The organism is Anaerobacterium chartisolvens, from assembly GCF_003337415.1.
Taxonomy (GTDB): Bacteria; Bacillota; Clostridia; order Acetivibrionales; family DSM-27016; genus Anaerobacterium; species Anaerobacterium chartisolvens.
In genome coordinates, this window is the sequence record NZ_QPJT01000017.1 from 79,023 (window position 1) to 100,912 (window position 21,890).

Here is a 21,890-nt window from a genome sequence, read left to right on the forward strand (position 1 = left end):
TTAAGCCTCCCTTTCAAGCTGCCCATGCAGTGCTTTTGCTATGGACGGATGCTCCTTTACAAGCTTTCCAAGGCGCGCAGCGGCATCCTCAAAGCCGTAATTCCAAATTTCCTCTCGAAGCTCTCCAAGCATGGTGGCCTCCATGTTTTCCTCAAGCAGTCCCATGTGCGTATCGAAAAAGCCGCGGGCCTCAGGATCACCCTCCTTAAGCAGCTCATAAAGTCGTATAATCACCTCACGGTATTCCCTGTCATGAGTCTGCTCACGCCGCACGGGCATGTCCGAATAATTTTTTACAAACTCTTCCGCACAGGCACACACCTCTCTCAAAGCAAGCCCGAAGGCATTTGTCAGTGATTCCGCTTTTCCCTTCTCATGCTCCATAATGGCCTTTTCCAGCTCGGCAAGTATCGCCATAAGAGGCCGCGCACCTATGCTTCCCGCAACACCCTTTAAGGTGTGTACCAGTCTTCCGGCATCTGCTGTTTTTCCCTTCTCCATAAAAGCCTTGAGCCTTTGTGCATCCTGTGAATGTCTCGCAACAAATTGTGTGAGGATTTCCGCGTACTTCTCCCTGCTGCCCCCAAGCCTTGATATTCCATCCCTGAAATCAATCCGGCCCTCACACCCTGCTTCCCCCGGCATTTTAACACATGCTTGCCCCTCTCCTATGCCGCCGCTACGGCAAATGATTTCTCCAAGCGCAAAGGCCAGTGCGGAAGGATTAAGCGGCTTTGTCAGGTATCCCTCCATGCCTGCGGCCTTTGCCTTTTCCGCCACACCCTCCACGGCGTCCGCTGAAAGTGCAATAATAGGAGTCTGCCGGAGTCCCTCCATGCCCTTTATACGGCGCGCCGCCTCATACCCGTCCATTCCTGGCATCCTTATATCCATAAGTATGGCATGGTGCATGCCTTGGCCCGCCATACTCACAGCCTCAGCTCCCGATGATGCCGTGTGTGTCTCAAACCCCATTATTTCAAGTATTTCCCTTGTCATTTCAAGGTTAATGACATTATCCTCTACAATAAGAACCCGTTTTCCTGCAAATTTTCCCTTCACGCTTTCAAGGCTGTCCTCATCCTTCGCCTCGGGGATACCCTCCGCTCTTTTCATTTTTACTGTGAACTTAAAGACAGATCCCTGTCCCTCCTCACTTTCAACATATATTTCACCCTCCATAAGCCTGACAATCCTTTTACATATTGCAAGCCCAAGTCCCGTGCCCCCGTATTTCCTTGAGGTAGAGGCGTCACCCTGTGTAAATACCTGAAAAAGCTTATCCTTCTGCTCGTTGGAAATTCCTATTCCTGTGTCCGCAACGGTAAAACACAGCAGCACCTTATCTTGAGCCTCCTTTAGCATATTAACCCAAATATCCAGTCTGCCTGTATGCGTAAATTTAACGCCATTTGCCAGAAGGTTCAGTATTACCTGCTTAAGCCTTGTAACGTCTCCAGTTATATATTGCGGAACATCACAGCCGATATGGCAGCCTAACCCAAGCCCTTTCCTCTCGGCCTCAATTCCCACCATCTGGCACAGCTCCCCTATTGCGGCATGAAGATCAAAATCCACGTTTTCAAGAGTCATCCTTCCCGCCTCGATTTTGGAAAAGTCCAGTATTTCATTTATAATCCCAAGAAGGTTCTTGGCAGCTATGCCTATTTTCTGTGAGTATTCCTTTTGCTTTAATCGCAGCACAGTGCTCTGGAGAAGATATTGATAGCCTATTATCGTATTCAGCGGCGTACGTATTTCATGGCTCATGTTTGCAAGGAACTCGCTTTTTGCGTTGTTTGCCAGCTCGGCCTCGTCCTTTGCCGCCTTCATAGTTTCCTCGGCCATTTTCCTTTTTACAAGCTCCTCTCTGAAGGATGCATACAGCTCATTGAAGGTTCCCGCAAGCATTCTAAGCTCCTGAGTGCCTTCAGGGGCAAGGCTGAAATTCTCGTTTTCAAAGGAAAATTCATGAAGCATACCTGTATAATTTCTTATGGGATAGGTTATCTGTGCAAACAATATCCATATAAGCACCGCAATGGCACATATAATTACAATGGCAAGCACTATCTGTATTGCAGTGGCGCCCGATGTGCCCCTTCGTGCCGCCTCCAGCTCGGCTTCAAGCCTTGAGTTCATTATCTCCTGAAACTCGGCAATGGGGCTCATAATGGTTCGCTTAGAATTGTCATACTTATTATTAAACATTATATCCCGGGCTTTAGCCAGCTTTTCCCCCCTGCTTAAGGAACTGTCCTCCCCAGTCAGCTTAAAGCTTGCCACCTCAGGCACCATACTGCTTTCCGACTGCCCCACGGCCTCCAGCACAAGCCTCATTGAATGCCTTTCGGTATCTACAAGGGCATCGGAATTTTTCTTTGCCTCGGCCAACAAAGCCAGCTCTTCATCAGGAGAATTAAGCTCCTGCAGCCTTGATATAACATAATCCCTTGTACGGGTATCATTGATTTCCTCCCAGTATTTATAAAGATGCTCTATATCCGTGGTTACGGCATATTTCCTCGCCTCGTCGGTCAGATAGTCGGAAGCCTCCGCCAGGTCAATTCCAAGCTGCTTAAATTCCGTCCTTCTCTTCTCGGCCGTCTGCTCCGCCTTTATACTGGAGCTCATATAAAGAGTGCTTCCTCCCAGAAGTATCGCTATAAAAAAGAATATTCCAATAATCAATGTGCTTATTGTAGATTGCTTTATTACCACCTCGGATTTCAATGCTCACACCTCCTTAAAGCCCCGGCTCATGCTGTAATTGGTTTTGCTGCGGTTGCTTTAATATATATCCGTCCAAAAGTCATAAGCCTCAAATAAAATTTTCATATACCCTGACAGCTTATTATAGTTGTTTTATGGAAACTTAATACCGTTTAAGGTCAATGAATTCCAGAAAATGCGTACACAATACAAGCAGCCATGCCTTCCCTTCTCAAAAAGGCCGGCCCGCATTTACAGCGACAGCATACCCAAAACCTCCGATGAAGTGGCCTTACATGCGCCTTGAGTGCGGACCTCAGGCTTTTAAGACCTCCAGAAGCTTTTTGGATTATGCTGGCAAAGCAAACCATATAAAAAAAAGGCATGTAAGGGGGCAATTTAAAACCCCGGCTTCAATGCCTTATAACGTTATTTTAACCCAAAATTTCTTTGTTGACAATCTTTTTGTATAAAGTGGGGTGCATGTAATTTAGGTGAGGAATATTGCGGAATAAATGGTATAATACAATATAATGGGAGAAAACATAGGGGAAATTGCAAAGAATCGGTTCCCCTCTTTTGAAAAGAGAGGGGCTAGGGGTGAGTTAATTACTCATAGGAAATAGCTCTTGATCTAAGCATCCTCTTAATTTAAAATTTATACAGCAGCAATTTATAATTGGAGATGATTTTTTGAAGAGGATTGAGCCTATAAACCAGCCTGAAATACTGCTTGTGGATGATACGCCGGAGCATATAGAAACTGCCGTGACACTGCTCCGCCAAAATAATTACAGGATAAGAATAGCAACCAGAGGCTCTGCTGCCTTAAGGCTGATGGACAGGCGCTGCCCCGACCTTGTGCTTTTAGATGTATACATGCCTGAGATGGACGGCTTTGAGGTATGCAGGCTGCTTAAGGGCAATGAAGCCTTCCGGGATATTCCCATAATATTTCTGACGTCAAGCAATGATGAGGAAAGCATTAAAAGGGGATTCAGTCTGGGCGCACAGGATTATGTTGTTAAGCCGTTTAATGTTTCGGAGCTTCTCGCAAGGGTAAATACACATATAAAGCTGAAGAGGCAGACACAGTCGCTTAAGGAGGCAAATCTTGAGCTTGACAGCTTCTGTTATACCGTGGCACACGACTTAAAGGCTCCGCTTCTTTCAATAAGCAAGCTCGCGGAATACCTTGAAGGGGATTACTCTACCGAGCTTGGAAGCGACGGTCAGGAGCTCATAGCAAACATCCGCGAAAAGTCTGTGGAGGTTGTAAATATAGTAAATCACCTTCTGGAGTTTTCCCGAATGTGCGAAATGCAAATGCACAGTGAATATATAAACATGAATGAATTATTTAAAGATGCGTATAAAGAGCTTATGCAGCAGGAGCCCGAAAGGCAGGTTGATTTTTTTATGGACGGGCTTCCGCAGATAAAGGGCGATGCCGTTATGCTAAAACTTTTATGCCTTAATATATTGTCCAACGCTCTAAAGTACACCCGCCATACGCACTCGCCTTCAATTCAGGTATCCTGCAGCGAAAGTGAAAGCGAGTATATTTTTTCGGTGAGGGACAATGGCGCAGGCTTCGATATGCGGTATTCATCGAGGCTTTTTGGGGTTTTCCAGAGGCTCCATTCCAAAAATGAGTTTGAAGGCTCGGGAGTGGGGCTTGCAATAAGCCAGAGAATTTTAAAAAGGCATAACGGGGTGGCGTGGATGACAGGAGAGGTTAACAATGGAGCCACCTTCTTTTTCAGCCTTCCAAAATAATAACAGGAGGTTTTTTATAAAGATGAAACTTATTTCATGGAATGTAAACGGTCTTAGAGCCTGCGTGGAGAAAGGCTTTATGGATTTTTTCGGGTCTGTTGATGCAGACATATTCTGTATTCAGGAGAGCAAGCTTCAGGAGGGTCAGATAAGCCTTGAGTCATCCGGCTACCTGCAATACTGGAACTATGCCCAGAAGAAGGGCTATTCTGGCACTGCCGTATTCACCCGTATTGAGCCGCTGTCCCATTCATACGGAATAGGCATAGGGGAGCATGATACCGAGGGACGCGTAATTACTCTTGAGTTTGACACATTTTTTCTCGTTAATGTCTATACCCCCAACGCCAAAAGAGCACTTGAGCGTCTGGACTACAGGATGGTGTGGGAGGATTTGTTCAGAGCCTACCTAAAGGAGCTTGACGGCAAAAAGCCTGTGATTGTATGCGGGGACATGAATGTGGCACATAAGGAAATAGATTTGAAAAACCCGTCGTCCAACAGAAAAAACGCCGGCTTCACCGATGAGGAGCGCGGCAAGTTTACAGAGCTGCTGGATGCGGGATTTATAGATACATACCGCCATTTTTATCCTGAAAAAAAGGATGCATACACATGGTGGTCGTATATGTTCAACGCCAGAGCTAAAAATGCGGGATGGCGCATTGACTACTTCTGCACCTCTGAAAGGCTAAAGGATAGGCTTTGCGGCGCAGGCATCCACTCGGATGTAATGGGCTCCGACCATTGCCCCGTCGAGCTTGGCATAAATCTTTAATGAGCGTTTGTTTGTTATCCCGTTTTGACAAACAAAAAGCACCTTCCGCTATATAAGGCGCAGGAGGTGCTTTTTTACAAGCTTAATTTTTGATATTTAAAAGAAAATTGACTGCTATGACACTGACTCCCTCTTAACGCGGGCTTTTTTCCCCGAGCTTTTCTTTAAGGGCTTTCTGTTCTCATTCAATACCGTCTCAGGCTGTGAGCTGTTTTCAACAGTGGCCTGGTTTATAATGCATTTCTCTATATTGGTGGAAGACGGCACCTCATACATAACGTCGAGAAGAATCTCCTCCACTATAGCCCTCAAGCCTCTAGCCCCGGTGCTCCTTGCAATTGCCTTTTCTGCAATTGCCTTTAAGGCACCCTCTTCAAATTCAAGCAAAACATCGTCCATCTCAAAGAGCTTCTGATACTGCTTTACAAGGGCATTCTTGGGCTGGGTCAATATCTGCATCAGAGCCTGCATATCCAGAGAATGAAGGGTAACCACTATCGGCAGCCTTCCTACAAACTCAGGTATAAGTCCAAACTTTAAGAGATCCTGAGGAAGTATGTTTTTGAGCATTTCCCCCGCATCCTTCTCTTTAGCGCTCTCGATTTTTGCACCGAATCCAAGAGATTTCTTTCCTATCCTGTTCTGTATTATCTTCTCTATCCCGTCAAAGGCTCCCCCGCATATAAAGAGAATGTTAGTGGTGTCTATCTGAATAAACTCCTGATGCGGGTGCTTCCTTCCCCCTTGCGGAGGCACCGAAGCGACGGTTCCTTCCAGTATTTTAAGCAGTGCCTGCTGAACTCCCTCACCGCTTACATCCCTGGTGATTGAAGGGTTTTCAGATTTCCTTGCTATCTTGTCTATTTCATCAATATAAATTATACCCTTTTCGGCCTTCTCAATATCATAGTCCGCAGCCTGAATAAGCTTAAGGAGTATGTTTTCCACATCCTCTCCCACATAGCCAGCCTCTGTCAGAGACGTAGCGTCGGCAATGGCAAAGGGCACATTCAAAATCTTTGCAAGAGTCTGTGCAAGCAATGTCTTACCCGAACCGGTGGGCCCCAGCATGACAATATTGCTCTTTTGCAGTTCTACATCTCCCGCCTTGACCTCGGTATTTATTCTTTTGTAATGGTTGTAGACTGCTACAGCCAGAGATTTTTTGGCAGCCTCCTGTCCTATGACATACTGATCCAATATATCCCTTATTTCCTTTGGCTTCGGTATATCATTAAGCTCTGTATCAGCCTTTGCCTCCTCAAACTCCTCTTCTATTATTTCAGAGCAAAGCTCAATACATTCATCGCATATATAGACGCCCGGTCCGGCAACCAACCTCTTAACCTGTTCCTGTGTCTTTCCGCAAAAGGAACATTTCAACTGCTTCTTTTCATCATACCTAGACATATTACACCTCTTTTTATTTCCTTCTAATCATAACTTCGTCAACTATGCCGTAAGTCTTTGCGTCCTCCGCAGACATAAAGAAATCCCTTTCAGTGTCCTGTTCAATCTTTTCAAGCGGCTGTCCGGTTCTTTCACTTAAAATTTTATTTAACCTGCTCTTGATTTTAAGTATCTGCTCGGCATGAATTTTTATGTCGGTAGCCTGACCTCTCGCACCGCCCAAAGGCTGGTGTATCATTATTTCACTGTTTGGAAGAGCAAACCTTTTTCCCTTTGCTCCTGCCGCAAGAAGAAACGCTCCCATGCTGGCGGCCATCCCTATGCATATTGTCGAAACATCGGGCTTCACATACTGCATGGTATCATAAATTGCCATTCCTGAGGTTACCGAACCTCCTGGACTGTTTATATAAAGCTGTATGTCCTTGTCGGGATCCTCCGCCTCAAGAAAAAGCATCTGCGCCACGGCAAGGCTGGCAGTCACATCATTCACCTCATCGCTGAGCATTATTATCCTATCCTTCAAAAGCCTCGAATAAATATCATAGGAACGTTCGCCACGATTTGTCTGTTCAACCACTACAGGTACCAAACTCATATTTTCCCCTCCTCTTTTTTATTTTAGCTGTCAAAATATTGAATTCCTCACAACAGGGTATCTGAAATAAACTACTTATACCCATTATACCCACTTATTAATTCCCACTTTGCTTTTGAAATAATCAGCTTTATTATACTATTTTTGCATTCTCAACAAGAAAATCAACGGTTTTTTTCATAACCAGATTTCTCTTAATATATTCTATATCGTCTTGCCCTAAATGTTTCTTAAATTCTTCTTCGCTCTGCTTGTAACCCTCCGCCATTTTCTTTATTTCCTCGTCTACTTCCTCTTCACCGGTAGCTATACCTTCGATAGCCCCAATCTTCTCAATTACAAGCTGCGACTTAACCTCTCCCTCAGCCCTTTTTGAAAACTGCTGCCTGAAGGTATCGGAATCCATCCCCATCATTTGCATATACCTTTCCATGTCAAGACCCTGATAGCGAAGTCTCATGTCAAAATCATAGATCATGCTGTCAATTCTTTTTTCAATCATTGGGCGCGGAATGTCGACAACGGCATTTTCAACCACCTTGTTTACAATGGCATCCTCTGTCTCATGCTCAGCCTTGTGCTTAGCCTCATGAGTAAGCTTCTCTCTTAAGCTTGCCTTATACTCTGAGAGGGTATCAAACTCACTTACATCCTTTGCAAACTCATCATCTAACGCAGGCAGCTCCTTCAGCTTTATTTCCTTTATGTCAACCTTGAATACGGCGGCCTTGCCCGCAAGCTCGGCACTCTGGTAATCCTCAGGGAATGAAACATTCACCTCTGCATGAGCGCCTGCCTCAAGCCCTACAAGCTGCTCCTCGAAGCCCGGAATAAACTGTCCTGAGCCTATTACAAGGGGATAGTCCTCTCCCTTTCCTCCTTCAAAAGCCTCTTCGTCAACAAAGCCCTCAAAATTTATAGTTGCGGTATCGCCATTCTGTATTGGTCTGTCCTCCACCGAAACCATTCTAGCATTCTTTTCGGCTATTTTCGCAAGCTCATTTTCTACATCCTCATCCGTTATATGAACCTCTATTTTGCCTACCTCTATGCCTTTGTATTCCCCAATCTCAACCTCGGGCTTTACAGCAACTTTTGCGGTAAAAATAAGGTTCTGTCCTTCTCCTATTTGCTTTATATCTATTTCCGGCCTGTCTACGGGAAAAATCCCATTTTGGGCTACCGCTTCATCATAAGCCTCGGGACAAATGAAATTAATGGCATCCTCGTAAAGAACCTGCTCTCCATAGTACCTTTCAATCATCTTCCTTGGGGCCTTTCCTTTTCTGAATCCGGGTATGCTGAACCTGCCCGCATTCTTCAAAAAGGATTTTTGCATACCGCTTTCAAACTTCGCTGCATCAACCTCTATGTCAAGCTGTACAACGTTCTTTTCTACATTCTCCACTTTAACGTTCATTTACTATGTGTCCTCCCAACCTATAATAAAAAATTTATAATTAAAATCAATGGGCATACTTCCTCAGATTAACCCTTACATTATAACACAACGCACTTGGAAATTCCAACAAAAAGGCCGAAAAAAAATAGAAATTTTCATCAATCCAGTATTTTTAGCGGCTTGAAGCCTAGATAATCAGCGGAAATAAACCGGAAATGAATTCCTCTCACATATCCGGTTACAGCATTTCTGCAGCTTTCCCCGTGCAAATGCCCGTACAGGCAGGTGTTTACGTTGTGTGCCTCCATAAGCGACACAAAGTCCGTTGGTTCCTGTCTTGCATTAAAGGGGGGGTAGTGCAGAGCCACCGTTATTTCATCCTCTCCCTTTATGTCTATGCTTTTTAAAGACAGCTCCAGCCTCTGAAGCTCTCTCTGGTATATCTTAACATCCTCCGCGCCAAAATCGTTGTCTCCCGGGCACTTCCATCCCCTTGTGCCGCACACCAGCATATTCCCCAGCCGAAAGCTGTTATTATGCATGAATCTTATTGAAGAAAAGCCCTTGTCCCCAATGAATTTTTCCAGCTTATTCATCGTTGTCCACCAGTAATCATGATTCCCTTTGGATATTATTTTTGTTCCCGGCAGACTTTCAATAAATTCAAAATCGGCAACTGCCTGCTCAAGGTATGTCGCCCAGGAAATATCTCCGGGAACTATAACCCAATCCTCAGGGGATACGCTATCTCTCCATTCCTGCTCCAGCTTTTGCATGTAATTTTCCCATCTGGCTCCAAATATATCCATAGGCTTATCTATACTCAGTGCCAGATGCAAATCTGAAATTGCAAATACAGCCATACTAGCCCTCACTATTAACCGTTATATCTTATGTATATACTATTTCCTAAAATGATTAAAAATTTTTTCCGCTACGCTCCTGTTTATTCCCTCCACCAAAAGCAAATCCTCTATATCGGCAGCCTTTATTTTTTTAACCGAGCCAAAATGCTTAATAAGCATATTCCTGCGTTTTTGCCCTATACCCTCAATTTCATCAAGCACAGAGTTTCTGTACCTTTTGTCTCTCAGCCTCCTGTTGTATTCAACCGCAAACCTGTGGGCCTCATCCTGTATTGAGGTGATGAAGCGAAGCAGCGGCAGACTAGATGACAAATCATACTCCTTTTGTGCTGAAACAAGCCCTCTTGTGCGATGCCTGTCATTTTTAACCATTCCGAATACCGGAATTTTTATATCAAGCTCCCTGAGCACTGCGGAAATTGCATTAACATGCCCAAGTCCTCCGTCTACCAGAATTAGCTGGGGTATTTTTATAAACTTGCCGCAAGCCTTGGAATCATGAAACCAGGCATCTCCGTATTTTTTTTTGATTTCAGCGGTTTCCCTGTCTATCTGCTCCTGCTCCTTTTGGGCATGTTTAAACCTTCTGTATATTACCTCCTGCATACTTCCATAGTCATTTTGCCTTGCAAGCGATTTTATTTTAAATCTTCTGTACTCCTTGTTCTGCGGCACACCGTTCTCAAAGACCACCATTGAAGCCACCATTTCGCTTGAGCCGGTATTGGATACGTCATAGGCCTCTATTCTGGCCGGCGGAGAATCCAGCCCAAGCAGCTCCGCAAGCTGGCTTAGCCCGGTATTGGATATATCGTCGTCCCGCCTTACCTTATCCTTAAATTGATTCAAAGCAATAAGGGCGTTTTGAGATACCATTTCTATAATGTCGTGCTTTTCTCCCTTTCTTGGAACTGTTATGCGGGCCCTTGCGTTTTTCTTATTTGTCTGCGAGGCTCTCTTGTCGCTCAGCCATCTCTCTATAATGTTAATTTCGTCTATATCCTCCTGCATAACTATTTCCCCGGGTACATAGGCGGCAGAGTTATAAAACTGCTTCACAAAGGATGACATCAGCTCCCTGTCCTCTATTTCTCCCATGCCCTCAAATATAAACCTTTCCCTTCCGATGAGCTTACCTCCCCTTATAAAGAATATTTGCACACAGGAATCTGTATCATTTTTTGCAAAAGCAATAACATCCTTGTCATCCATAGCCGTGGATAATACCTTTTGTCTTTCGGCTATCAGCCTTAAGCTGTTTATTTTGTCACGGCAGCCTGCCGCCCTTTCAAAATCCATAGCCTCCGAAAAAGCCTTCATTTTCTGTTCAAGCTTGCGTATTATATCCTCCTGCCTTCCGTCAAGGAAATTGGCTATATCCTTCATCAGCAGCCTGTACTCTTCCCTGTCCACATCCCCCTTGCAAGGGCCCAGACACTGGTATATATGATAGTTGAGGCATGGACGCTCCTTGCCTATATCTCTGGGAAAAACCTTTTTGCAGGATTTTATGGGAAATATTTTTTTAATAAGTGCAAGAGTTTCCTTTACCGCAGTTGAATTTGCATAAGGCCCAAAATATTTGGCTCCGTCCCGTTCAATGCTCCTTGTCATGATGACCTTTGGAAAGTCCTCGTTCATTGTAATTTTAATATAGGGATAATAGTTTTTATCATCCTTTAGCGCTATATTAAACTTAGGCTTGTATTTCTTGATCATATTGCATTCCAAAATCAGCGCCTCCAGCTCCGAATCGGTCACAATATATTCAAACAGCCTTATTTGGCTTACCATCATTCTGGTTTTGGGCGTTAATCTTGATGAGGCTTGAAAGTATTGCCTTACTCTGTTTTTCAAAACAACAGCCTTTCCAATATATATTATGTCTCCGCCCTCGTTCCTCATAATATAAACACCCGGTTTGTCCGGCAGCTTTTTTAGCTCTTCCTCAATATCAAACATGAACATTTCTCCTTGGTCTGCAGCGGCTTCATCTACAAGCTGTTAATATATTCCGCCAGCTCTTCCACCGCCGCTTCCTCATCTTCTCCCTCAGCTATAATGCTTATGCGTGCTCCCGTGCCTATACTGAGAGATAAAAGCCCAAGCATACTTTTTGCGTTGGCCTTTCTTTCCTCGCGCTCTATCCATATGCTGGATTTATAATCACATGCTTTTTGAATGAATAGTGCGGCAGGCTTGGATTTCAAGCCCGATTTTGCCTCTACCACCATCTCCTTAGTTACCATTCCTGTAAGTACCTCCTGTTAAAATAGCTTTAGCTATTAAATAGCTTTATAGCAATAAAGCACCTTCCTTTAATCACTAAATACAATTATATTGCTTAATACAATTATATTATATAGATAACCTGCTGTAAAACTAAAAATAAGCAATCAATACAAGAGCATTATTGATTTCTGTTTTCTATAATGCTTACCCTTACCCTGTAATTTGACACGTATGCCTTTATCATTACAGGATGCTTTCCTGTGTTTACAAACTTGAGGTCCGACCCTCCATATGTCACTGTGGCATCTCTGCCCTTAGGCACATATCCCACTCTTTTTGAGTGCGGATGTCTTTCTGTAACCTTCAGTCCCGCTCTGCCCGCCGCATTGTACAAGGTAGTCGAAAGCTGACATATCCCTCCTCCCACTCCATAATCCTTTTTAGGCCCATTTTCAGTTCTTATTATGATAGGAGCCTTTTCATAGCCCTTCCCCAGAGTTCTTCTTCCAAGCTCCTGATTGAAGGAAAATTCCTCCCCTGGATATACCTTCTCATACATTATATTCTTTGCCGCAACCTCCATATTATTTATTCTGGCGGCTTTTCTGTCCGATATAAACGTAGTAAAGCTGCCTATTCTTACTACATTTGCTTTCAGTCTTCTTGCCGTTACGGAGGGCTTAATCTCTTCCACTGCCAGCTTTACTTTTTTCCCTTCTTTTGCATTCAGCACTCTTTCAAGTGTTTTTTCAATATTTACCCTTTTGCCTGTTTTTTCGGTTTGGGCAAGCACCCAGGTATTCTTCGATAATTTGGCATTCCTTACCTCAACATTTACATCCTGAGAAAGCTTTTTAATTTTGTTTATTATTTCACTCTCCTCAAGTCCCCCGACTTCTATTCCCGCTAATGTCACATTTTTATTGGCATATCTTTTCCCGGGAGCTTTTTGCACATTATTTTCAGGAAGTCCCGTATAATCTGTATTGTTATTTTCTGAATATTGCATATAGTTTATATTGTTTTCATCTGTTTTACTTTCAGCAGGATTATTTTCTGTGCTTTTGTCCTTTTGCTGAGATTCATTTGCACCGCAGGACGAAAAAGCAAATACAACCATGATAATCATTAATATAAAGCATAAATTCTTTTTCATTAGGGTAATTCACCTCCAACACAGCCTGATATATTAAAAAGCCTTTTAATGCCTGTCCTTATAAAAGCATACTGTTCTATTTAATATGTGTGCATGGCAGCTATTCCAAGCCCTATGGTAAAAAGTCCGAAAAGTACATTTATTGCCGCAAGCACTATATTTGTTATTATTACTGCATTTCCCTTCCCCGGCCATTTTCTGTTTGTTATTACACCGAAAATTATTCCTATTACTGCAAAAAGAGGTGATATAAAGGCTGTAAAGGCCGCATTTACCCAGCCAAGTATTATAAATATCTGAAAAGTGCTGATGGAGGATGCATAACCTTCCGCACTCCAAATTTTTCCGTTCTTGCCCATGGTAAATTTCTTAAAATTTTCCGGCTTATTGTCCCTCTCCAAGATGCCTTCCGCTGAATAAAAATTTCTATCTTTTTTTTCAGGGTTGTATTTATTACCGTCTTCAGAAATGTTGTTAATTTTTTCATCCATAACTGTCACCTCCGTGAATTTAGTATGGATATTACGTTAACTTATATGCAAGAAATAAAAAGGACATTATAGAAAAAAATCTTTAAGAGATTTCTTTTTTCTATAATGTCCTTTTTTGCTTTGGAATATTTTGTTTTTTTAAGATTTTATTGGCTTTTTGCCCTGTTAAATTCAACATTGCCTTGCTTTACAACGGTTACAAGAATCCACTGCAGCGCAAACAGTATCACTCCGATAAGAACCGTTATATAATAATGCTCCGATACAAGGGAAACAGCGATATCGACATACGCCATAACCGTCTCAAAAACCGACACTGCTACAGACTGAACATTAAAATACACCATGTCTATTACCTCGGAGGTAGAAATATAGTTCCCCGCAATACCGCTAAAAAGCTTTACAAGGCTTATTCCCATAATACTGTAGCTCAGTATCGAGCAAACGGTGAACAACATCATGGCTGCAAAGCCATACATTGCAATAAAAAGTATGTTAGGCTTTTTAGATTGTATGGGATACATCATTCGTATTTTGTCCATCACCTGCTGTTCAAAATCCTCCGGAGGCTCAATCGCGCACTCCCCACCAATAGCGTTTAAAATGCTATCCATCTGCTCGAAATCCCGTCTGCAGTCTTCGCAAGTCTCCAAGTGCTGCTCTAAGCCTAATCTCTCAGCATGATCAATATTGCCGTCAAAATATCTCATAATGCTGCCGTTATATGAATCACAGCTCATAAAACCTCCTCCTTCCTCCGGGGCATCAGCTTTTCCCTTAAAATGAGCCTTGCCCGGTATAATCTGTTTTTGACTATACTCATAGGCTCCTTTAAAATTTCCGTTATCTCCTCATAGGATAATCCGTTCTGGTGAAAAAGCACAATGGGTATGCGGTATTTATCGGGCAGCTCAGATACGGCCTGATTTATAATGCTGCTTTTTTCCTTATTTATATATTCGTCTTCAGGAGTATCCAGCCTTGAGGATACCTCCTTTATCTCTTCTATAGGTACATGATCAAGCTTCTTTTTTCTCAATATATCCAGACACAGGTTGGTAGCTATTTTGGCCGACCATGTGGAAAACTTGTATTCCGGGTTGTACCTGTCAAGGGATTTATATATCCTTAAAAAAACCTCCTGAGCAGCATCGTTTACTTCCTGCTTATCATTTATTATATTATAAACTACACTATATATCAATTTTTTATACCTTGCAACTATTTCGGCAAAAGCCTCCTGCTCCCCCGAAAGGCATCTTTGCACAAGCTCCAAATCCGTTGCCTCCAACCCGGACTCACCTCCCTGCACCTTCTTAAGTACAAGCATTTTCAACAATTTCTATACTTCTATATACCTTCTATTTTACGCTATTTATTGATAAATGTCTGAAAAATTTCATATATTTTATTCATAATTAAATTTACACCTTTAGTAAAAATCATATTATGCCGATATATTCAATATAGCCATGCAGATTTACGCTCCGTATTAATTCAGTCAACCGTATGCTCATGCGGTTGTAATATACTTTAGTTTATTCTTAAAAAATAAATATTAATAAAAATAAAAGCCTTTTTAAGGACTTTATAATATACATCAGATGAAAATGATACAAAATAAAAACGGGGAGGGCTCTATATGAACTCTATAATCAACAATATCACCAAGCTAATTGATCCAAAAAAAACCCGGCAAATTAAGACCTCTGTTTCAAATGCCTTTTCGCATCCGGCAAGGCTTTTTAGAGGCACTGGCATACAATTAAGGCTTATCGCCTCTTTTACCGCTATTTCGGTTATTACTTTGGGTATAACGGGCTTTCTCTCCTACACAAAATCCAGTAATGCAATTGTTTCAAAGATGAAGTCTTATTCTTTGCAGATGACCAAGCAGCTTTCATTAATCGCAGAAACCCGGCTTAACGTATATAACTCTTATATCCTTGAGCTGTCCATATCAAAAACACTTCATGAGTCTCTTGAAAATATAGATTCCGATGACGTAATGGTTGTCCTCAATAGCCGCCGCAACGTAACTGATATGATTTCCACCAAGCTTTTAGACATGAGAAACATAATATCTACAGACCTGTTTAAAACAGGCACCGACAATTCTATCAGCTACGGCTCAAGCGTCATCAATTCAAACAAGGAATTGCGGGACAGTCTTATTAAGATGGTTTCGGAAAATCAACAAAAAACAGTTTGGACATATTATATTAACCCCGAAAATGCCACAGAAAATTGTATCATTTTAGGAAGGAAAATCGTGTCTCTGTCCTCATCCTCCACTATAGGACATATATTCATATGCCTTAGGCCTCAGGCAATTTCAAGTATTTTTGATAACGCCGACCTTGGAGATAACTCCCAAATAATGGTTATGGATTCCTCCGCAAATATGATATCCGGACGTAATGACAAGGACTTCGGTACCACATTTGAAGAGAAGTCAATACTTGAAAATTTCAGCGGCTCCGATGGAGGCACCTTTGATTATAAAATTGAAGGCAAAGATTGCCTTATATCATTTTCCCGTCTTGAGTCTCAGGACTGGTACATAGTAATTTCCACACCCTATAAGTATATTTATGCAGAGCCTGACGGCATAAGAAATTTTGTTTTAGCCTTTTTCATTATTTGTATGGCGCTCTCCTTCATACTATCGTTTATACTAACAAAAAGCATTTCAGCTCCTTTGGGCAGTCTTACCCGTTTTATGTCGGAAACTAAAAACGGGAATCTGACTATGGAAATCAAGGATGACGGAAAGGACGAAATAGCAAGGCTGACGCAAAGCTTCAATGAAATGGTGCAAAATATAAGGGCTCTGGTTTCTAAGGTACACTCGTCATTCTCCAAGGTTCTTGACAGCTCGGAGAAAATAGCGGCCTCTTCCCAGCACTCGTATTCAGCCTCGGAGCAAATATCCCTCACCATACAGGAAATTGCAAAAGGAGCTTCGGAGCAAGCCTCACAAATCGCTCAGAGCATGGAGCATATGAGCAGGCTGTCGTATGGAATCAATAAGGTGAGCAGTGATGTTGCAAATGTGTCCTCCGTGGTCAGCAATACAAAAATACTCAGTCAGAATGCTCTGAATGCGGTAAGTATTCTTAATGGCAAGGCAGAGGACACAAAAGCCATAACCTCCGAAATATCGTCTGAAATTAATGCTCTGAATAATGACATGAAGGAAATAGAAAAGATTGTAAGGGTTATTGTGGGAATAGCGGAGCAGACAAACCTGCTGTCCCTGAACGCCGCAATAGAGGCAGCAAGAGCGGGTGAGGCCGGGAAAGGCTTTGCCGTTGTAGCAGACGAAGTTAAAAAGCTGGCAGATCAGTCTAAAAACGCGTCTGTTATGATTAATAATATATTAAGCGGCATACGGAACAGGACAGCCGTGGCAGTGGAAAAAGCCAACTCGGCAAGCGATATTATAAATCAGCAGTCTGACTCTGTTTCCCATACCGATTACGCTTTTAAAACGATACTTAATTCAATGGAGGATATATCAAAACAAATAAGCCACATGGAAAATTCAGCTTCGGAAATGTCCATGTTCAGAGAAAAGACTATCAGTGCAATGGAAAATGTTTCGGCGGTATCACAGCAATCGGCCGCAACGTCACAGGAGGTTTCCGCAAGCACACAGGAGCAGATTGCCGGGGCGGAAGAGCTGGCGGTATTGGCTAAGGATCTCAGTGCCATCTCCCTTGAGCTTGATGCCGCTATATCTCAATTTAAAATATAACCGGCTTGAATACAAAGAGAGACGGCTAAAGCTGGGGGGATAGCTTTAGCCGTCTCTCTTTATATAATCTGCATAGAAATTTTTACATAATCCCCATGCCTATTAACGCAACAAGTGTCATCTCCTTTACATACGTGTCCATACTCAATACCCCTGAAAGCTTTGAAGTGTCCTTAAGCGCAATTGCATATACATTACTGCATCTTTTAAGCATATCGCCGAGGACACCGTTGACTTCTCTGAATATCTTTCTTGTTACCTTTACAAACTTAGAATCCATCAATATATATGAACACCTTTCCAGAAGCTTTTCAGGAGTCCCCTTTGAAAGAATTCTCACCTTTTCATTTATAAGGTGGGCAGATACCTTAAGATTATCCTCACTTTCAAATGACAGCCCCGCCACTTTAGGTGCAATACTCTCAATAAGCTTTTTATCGAATCCCTTCGACTCGGTATAGCTTAAGATCGCCTTTTCATAATCGTCCCCGATGACGTCAATCTGTTGATTGTTGACTTGTATAACCTCAGCATAGTTACTCAAAATGAGGGAATGCATAAAAATACCAAAGCTTTTCTGATCTTCATCTATGAGGCTTGCCTCCTTAAGGCTTCCGTCTAAGTATACCTCATTTACTCTGATTACAGGTGTGCTTTTACTGGCTAAATCCTCCCTCTGACTGCGTATTAATGAGTTTCTATGGGGAACAATATCCATTTGTCACACTCCTTATGATTTAAAAATAAAAAGCTCTGCATAAATATTCTTAAAGCAATCCAACATAACCTTTATTTCCCAATTTCATAACTGATATGCCACCTGCAATCCATGCCGCCTTGAATAATTAAATCAACTATTATTTTAACAATTTAATTGTATATTAAATAATATTAATGTGTCAATGAATAATTTGTAAACGATTTATTAATAAATTAAAAAATATAAAGTCTTAACATATTAAACCTTAGGAATATTCCTGCCGTGGAAAATTTCAGCCATTTCCTTTTTGAGCCTTTGCTTTATTTTCTTTTTATCCCCCGGCATAAGCTCCTTTTTTGTAATGCCGAACAAATAATTGTCAAGATCGAATTCCTTTAAAAGCATCTTGGTATGAAAAATATTTTCCTGATACACATTTACATCTATCATATGATATAAATTTCTCGTTTCACTGGGTATATAGTTTTGTATGGAATTTATTTTGTGGTCTATAAAGACCTTTTTGCCCTCCACATCCCTTGTAAATCCTCTAACCCTGTAATCCAGAGTTATGATATCGGGATTGAAGCTGTGAATAAGATAATTCAGAGCCTTAAGAGGAGAAATATGACCGCAGGTTGAAACATCTATATCTGCTCTGAAGGTGCTTATTCCGTCGTCAGGATGGCTCTCAGGATAAGTGTGGACAGTTATATGGCTCTTATCAAGATGCCCGACCACAGTATTGGGAATAGGCCCTGGAGATTCGGTACCAAAGAACTCCTCGCCGGACTCACCGGGAATCTTGCCCTCAGATATAAGCATTGTTACGCTCGCTCCCTGCGGGTCGTAGTCCTGACTGGCTATATTTAAGATGTTGGCCCCTATTATTTCCGCAACATTAGTTAATATATTTGTAAGTCTTTGAGCATTGTACTGCTCATCAATATACTCAATATAGCCCTTGCGGTGATCCAACGTCTGAGCATAGCAAATATCGTACATATTAAAGCTCAGTGTCTTTGTCAAATTGTTGAAGCCAAAAAGCTTAAGCTTTTTTATAGATTTAATCTCCATTAAAATTTCTCCTTAAATCTGTAAGCAATGCTTTAACAGGTATGGTTTTTATAATTTACACAACTTTTTTATTTTACAATCAATCGTGCACTTTGTAAATTAAAGTTTTTGTTAATATCAAAAAAATATAAAATAAAAGAGCCCTTTTACAGGCTCATTTCGACTTTCGAGGGTTATTTTTCTCAAATGCCTTCGATATTCTTTTCGTTTCCTCCAGCTCCTGAGTCTTCTCCTTCATAGGATCAGAGTTAATGCCCTTTGTCCTATTTTTGCCCATCTCTCTTCGCCCTTCCCTCTCCCTGCTGCTTTTTTATCTCGCTTTCCGATTTCTCGTAAAATTTTTCTATATATTCCTTGTTTCCAGGCAGGTTGTTATCAACCTTCTTTTTTTCTTCCATATAAATCCCACCTTAAAAGTATTAGCTAATATGATTTAAAGCTTAATATATATCATGTCCAAAAATTCTTATGCTTATTAAAAAACAGCACGGAAAAATCCGTGCTGCTTTTTATTAAAATGCTTTATATAAGCTCCTTTTTCTTAAGCAGCCTTAGTATAACAGCCGCCGTCTGTCCCCTGCTTATATTCTCTGCGGGAGACAGATTTCCCTTTGAGCTTCCGTTGAATACACCGTTCCGCACACAAATCGCAGCCGCCTTTACCGCTATTTTGTTTACCTCGGCTCCGTCGGCATACTTCTCAACTGCTGACCTTGCGCTTTGCTCGCTTATTTCGGTGTCCATGCCCATAACCTTCATAGCCCTTACTATAAGATTCATGGCCTCTTCTCTGGTTATAAGCCTTTCCGGCCTGAAGGTTCCGTCGCCGTATCCTCCCACAATACCATATTCAAAAGCTGCGGCGGCCGATGCCATATATTTGCTTCCAGGCTTGACATCCTTGAATTTATCCGTTGTTTTGTCCGTTCTTAAGAGGCCTAAAGCTCTTATTATTGTTTCCACAAACTCTCCCCGGGTTATCTTTATATCGGGTCCGAAGCTGCTGTCGTTAAGCCCGTCGATGATAAGCCTTGACGCGGCATCATTTACCTCGTCCTTAAATATATGGCTCTCGACATCGGCAAAGGTAACAGGATTCCATATCACCAGATAGGTGCTGTTTGTAAGGCTGTTCATTTTGGCATAATCTTTTCCGCCCTGCTTTATAACCACTGTGGGTACATGCGAGAAGCTTCCGTCACGGTTCAATATAACACCTGTTGTTATTTTGGAAGGATCTATCCCCTCCGGTATAGCCACCATCCTGTCAACATAACCGTTAAACCTGTTGACAACAGTGCTTCTGTCTCCCACCGTGCATGTAATGCTGAATTCCACGGGAGCAACCACTATGCTGCAACCGCCGTCTGCCGCAGTGTTCTCCGCTATTTTGGCAACATCGGAAATGCTTTTTATAACAGAAATGTTCACCTTTACATCTTGAAGCCCTGTGTCTTTTCCTGCCCAAGCCCCAATAGCCTCCATATCTATTTTGGATGCCGGAAGGGTATATATTACGCTGCCCGTGTCTATCTGTATGGTGCTGTCCTTTAACTGCATAACCTTAATAGTTTGTGCATTGAGGCTGCCGGTTACTTCATCGGGAGAACCTGAGCTTGCCGGAATAAGCAGCGTGGATTTATCTTTTCCCTTGCCGATATTCTCCTGTATCTTTTTATCATCCAGAGCCACTGTAGTTGTCCTGCGCCCTCCTGACAGCTTGGAGGAGACAATGGCGGCGGTTTGTGCCTTGCCGTCTATAAATACCTGCCCCTGTATGGAGGAAGGCTGAGTTCCCGACCCCGAGCCACCTCTATTGCTGTCGCCGCCTGTCGGTGAGGGTGCGGTGGATTTAGGCACAGTCTTCTCGGCCTCAGCTCCGGCATTTCCTGCCGCGTCGGTCAGTATTACTCTTACCGTAAGTGTCCCGTCAGGCAGGCCGCTTACATCTATTCCCGTCACCTTATGGGATGCCGAAGCCACCGTTCCGCTCCCCGTAACAGGCGTACCGCCTACGCTGCTGCTTATGCTGTAGCTGTATGTGCTGCCTGTCTCCGCTCCTGTGAATGTGAAGGACAGCGAAGCCACATTTGAAGCGTCTATGCCGGATTGTTCTATTGCTATGGTATAGCCTGAAGGCACAACAGTATCCTTTGCTACCGTGCCTGTGGCGGGTAATCCTTCATTTCCTCCCGCGTCGGTCAGAGTAACACTTACCGTAAGTGTCCCGTCAGTCAGCCCGCTTACGTTTATTCCCGTCACCTGCTGGGTTGCCGATGACACTGTTCCACTCCCCGTAACAGCCGTCCCACCTCCGCTGCTGCTTATACTGTAGCTGTATGTAGTGCCTATCTCTGCTTCCGCAAACGTGAACGACATAGAAGCTTTATTTGAATTATTTATATATGCCTGATCTATTGCTATTGTATAGCCCATGGGTGCAACAGCATCCTTTTCTACCGTATGGACAGCAGCTGATCCCGCATTTCCTGCTGCATCAGTAAGTATTACGCTTACCGTAAGTATTCCGTCAGGCAGACTGCTCACATCTATTGCCGTTATCTGCTGAGTTGCCAAAGCCACCGTTCCGCTCCCCGTAACTGGCGTGCCACCCGAACTGCTGCTTATGCTGTAGTTATATGTGCTGCCAACCTCTGCTCCCGCAAAGGTGAACGACAACGCATCCACATTTAAAGGGTCTATGCGTGATTGATCTATTACTATGGTATAGCCTGAAGGTACAACAGTATCTTTTTCTACCGTGTCTGTGGCGGGCGATCCTTCATTTCCTCCCGCGTCGGTAAGGGTAACACTTACCGTAAGCGTCCCGTCAATCAGCCCGCTTACGTCTATTCCCGTCACCTGCTGGGTTGCCGATGACACTGTTCCACTCCCCGTAACAGCCGTCCCACCTCCGCTGCTGCTTATA

At 42.8% G+C, this 21,890-nt stretch carries 19 protein-coding genes; 3 read left to right on the top strand and 16 right to left on the bottom strand.

Annotation, left to right across the window (positions count from 1 at the left end):
- Nucleotides 1-2,733: a hybrid sensor histidine kinase/response regulator gene (locus DFR58_RS14600; RefSeq protein WP_242987651.1), complete on the bottom strand. Its 2,733-nt coding sequence runs from the start codon at nucleotides 2,731-2,733 to the stop codon at nucleotides 1-3.
- Nucleotides 2,734-3,405: 672 nt separating this feature from the next.
- Here DFR58_RS14600 and DFR58_RS14605 point away from each other — a divergent pair.
- Nucleotides 3,406-4,491, top strand: a complete 1,086-nt coding sequence (locus DFR58_RS14605) for a hybrid sensor histidine kinase/response regulator (RefSeq protein ID WP_114298590.1) — start codon at nucleotides 3,406-3,408, stop codon at nucleotides 4,489-4,491.
- A gap of 22 nt (nucleotides 4,492-4,513) precedes the next feature.
- On the top strand, nucleotides 4,514-5,269 hold the full coding sequence (locus tag DFR58_RS14610; protein WP_114298606.1) for an exodeoxyribonuclease III: 756 nt from the start codon (nucleotides 4,514-4,516) through the stop codon (nucleotides 5,267-5,269).
- A 114-nt stretch (nucleotides 5,270-5,383) separates the two neighbouring features.
- Here the strand turns inward: DFR58_RS14610 and clpX are convergent, their stop codons facing one another.
- The 10 genes from clpX to DFR58_RS14660 all read right to left on the bottom strand — a co-directional run bounded on the left by clpX (nucleotide 5,384) and on the right by DFR58_RS14660 (nucleotide 14,754).
- Entirely contained in the window at nucleotides 5,384-6,679 is a 1,296-nt protein-coding gene (clpX, locus tag DFR58_RS14615) for an ATP-dependent Clp protease ATP-binding subunit ClpX (RefSeq protein WP_114298591.1), read from the bottom strand.
- A 13-nt stretch (nucleotides 6,680-6,692) separates the two neighbouring features.
- Entirely contained in the window at nucleotides 6,693-7,277 is a 585-nt protein-coding gene (gene clpP, locus DFR58_RS14620) for an ATP-dependent Clp endopeptidase proteolytic subunit ClpP (RefSeq protein ID WP_114298592.1), read from the bottom strand.
- Nucleotides 7,278-7,410: 133 nt separating this feature from the next.
- Nucleotides 7,411-8,697, bottom strand: a complete 1,287-nt coding sequence (gene tig, locus DFR58_RS14625) for a trigger factor (protein WP_114298593.1) — start codon at nucleotides 8,695-8,697, stop codon at nucleotides 7,411-7,413.
- 140 nt (nucleotides 8,698-8,837) lie between these two features.
- Complete coding sequence (locus DFR58_RS14630) at nucleotides 8,838-9,542, bottom strand: metallophosphoesterase (RefSeq protein WP_114298594.1); 705 nt, start codon at nucleotides 9,540-9,542, stop codon at nucleotides 8,838-8,840.
- 39 nt (nucleotides 9,543-9,581) lie between these two features.
- Nucleotides 9,582-11,507: an excinuclease ABC subunit UvrC gene (gene uvrC, locus DFR58_RS14635; RefSeq protein WP_114298595.1), complete on the bottom strand. Its 1,926-nt coding sequence runs from the start codon at nucleotides 11,505-11,507 to the stop codon at nucleotides 9,582-9,584.
- 32 nt (nucleotides 11,508-11,539) lie between these two features.
- Nucleotides 11,540-11,794, bottom strand: a complete 255-nt coding sequence (locus DFR58_RS14640; RefSeq protein WP_114298596.1) for an HPr family phosphocarrier protein — start codon at nucleotides 11,792-11,794, stop codon at nucleotides 11,540-11,542.
- A gap of 161 nt (nucleotides 11,795-11,955) precedes the next feature.
- Nucleotides 11,956-12,933 carry a VanW family protein gene (locus DFR58_RS14645; protein WP_114298597.1) on the bottom strand — a complete coding sequence of 326 codons (978 nt, stop codon included), beginning with the start codon at nucleotides 12,931-12,933 and terminating at the stop codon, nucleotides 11,956-11,958.
- Nucleotides 12,934-13,013: 80 nt separating this feature from the next.
- Nucleotides 13,014-13,424, bottom strand: a complete 411-nt coding sequence (locus tag DFR58_RS14650) for a hypothetical protein (protein WP_114298598.1) — start codon at nucleotides 13,422-13,424, stop codon at nucleotides 13,014-13,016.
- 146 nt (nucleotides 13,425-13,570) lie between these two features.
- Nucleotides 13,571-14,164, bottom strand: coding sequence for an anti-sigma factor family protein (locus DFR58_RS14655; RefSeq protein ID WP_114298599.1), 594 nt, complete (start codon nucleotides 14,162-14,164; stop codon nucleotides 13,571-13,573).
- A complete protein-coding gene (locus DFR58_RS14660; RefSeq protein WP_242987652.1) occupies nucleotides 14,161-14,754 on the bottom strand; it encodes a sigma-70 family RNA polymerase sigma factor in 594 nt (197 codons plus the stop codon). The genes DFR58_RS14655 and DFR58_RS14660 overlap by 4 nt, the downstream gene beginning before the upstream one ends.
- 312 nt (nucleotides 14,755-15,066) lie before the next feature.
- Here DFR58_RS14660 and DFR58_RS14665 point away from each other — a divergent pair, with 312 nt between their 5' ends.
- Nucleotides 15,067-17,184, top strand: coding sequence for a methyl-accepting chemotaxis protein (locus DFR58_RS14665; RefSeq protein ID WP_114298600.1), 2,118 nt, complete (start codon nucleotides 15,067-15,069; stop codon nucleotides 17,182-17,184).
- Nucleotides 17,185-17,266: 82 nt separating this feature from the next.
- Here the strand turns inward: DFR58_RS14665 and DFR58_RS14670 are convergent, their stop codons facing one another.
- The 5 genes from DFR58_RS14670 to DFR58_RS14680 all read right to left on the bottom strand — a co-directional run.
- Nucleotides 17,267-17,902 carry a cation-transporting P-type ATPase gene (locus DFR58_RS14670; protein ID WP_114298601.1) on the bottom strand — a complete coding sequence of 212 codons (636 nt, stop codon included), beginning with the start codon at nucleotides 17,900-17,902 and terminating at the stop codon, nucleotides 17,267-17,269.
- A gap of 240 nt (nucleotides 17,903-18,142) precedes the next feature.
- Nucleotides 18,143-18,961, bottom strand: coding sequence for an adenosylmethionine decarboxylase (speD, locus tag DFR58_RS14675; protein ID WP_114298602.1), 819 nt, complete (start codon nucleotides 18,959-18,961; stop codon nucleotides 18,143-18,145).
- Nucleotides 18,962-19,115: 154 nt separating this feature from the next.
- On the bottom strand, nucleotides 19,116-19,238 hold the full coding sequence (locus tag DFR58_RS22525; protein ID WP_278278817.1) for a hypothetical protein: 123 nt from the start codon (nucleotides 19,236-19,238) through the stop codon (nucleotides 19,116-19,118).
- Nucleotides 19,225-19,359, bottom strand: a complete 135-nt coding sequence (locus tag DFR58_RS22530) for a hypothetical protein (RefSeq protein WP_278278818.1) — start codon at nucleotides 19,357-19,359, stop codon at nucleotides 19,225-19,227. Before DFR58_RS22530 ends, DFR58_RS22525 begins: the two co-directional genes overlap by 14 nt.
- A 124-nt stretch (nucleotides 19,360-19,483) precedes the next feature.
- Nucleotides 19,484-21,890: S-layer homology domain-containing protein (locus tag DFR58_RS14680; RefSeq protein WP_147273185.1), on the bottom strand; the 2,407-nt coding region annotated here is incomplete at its 5' end.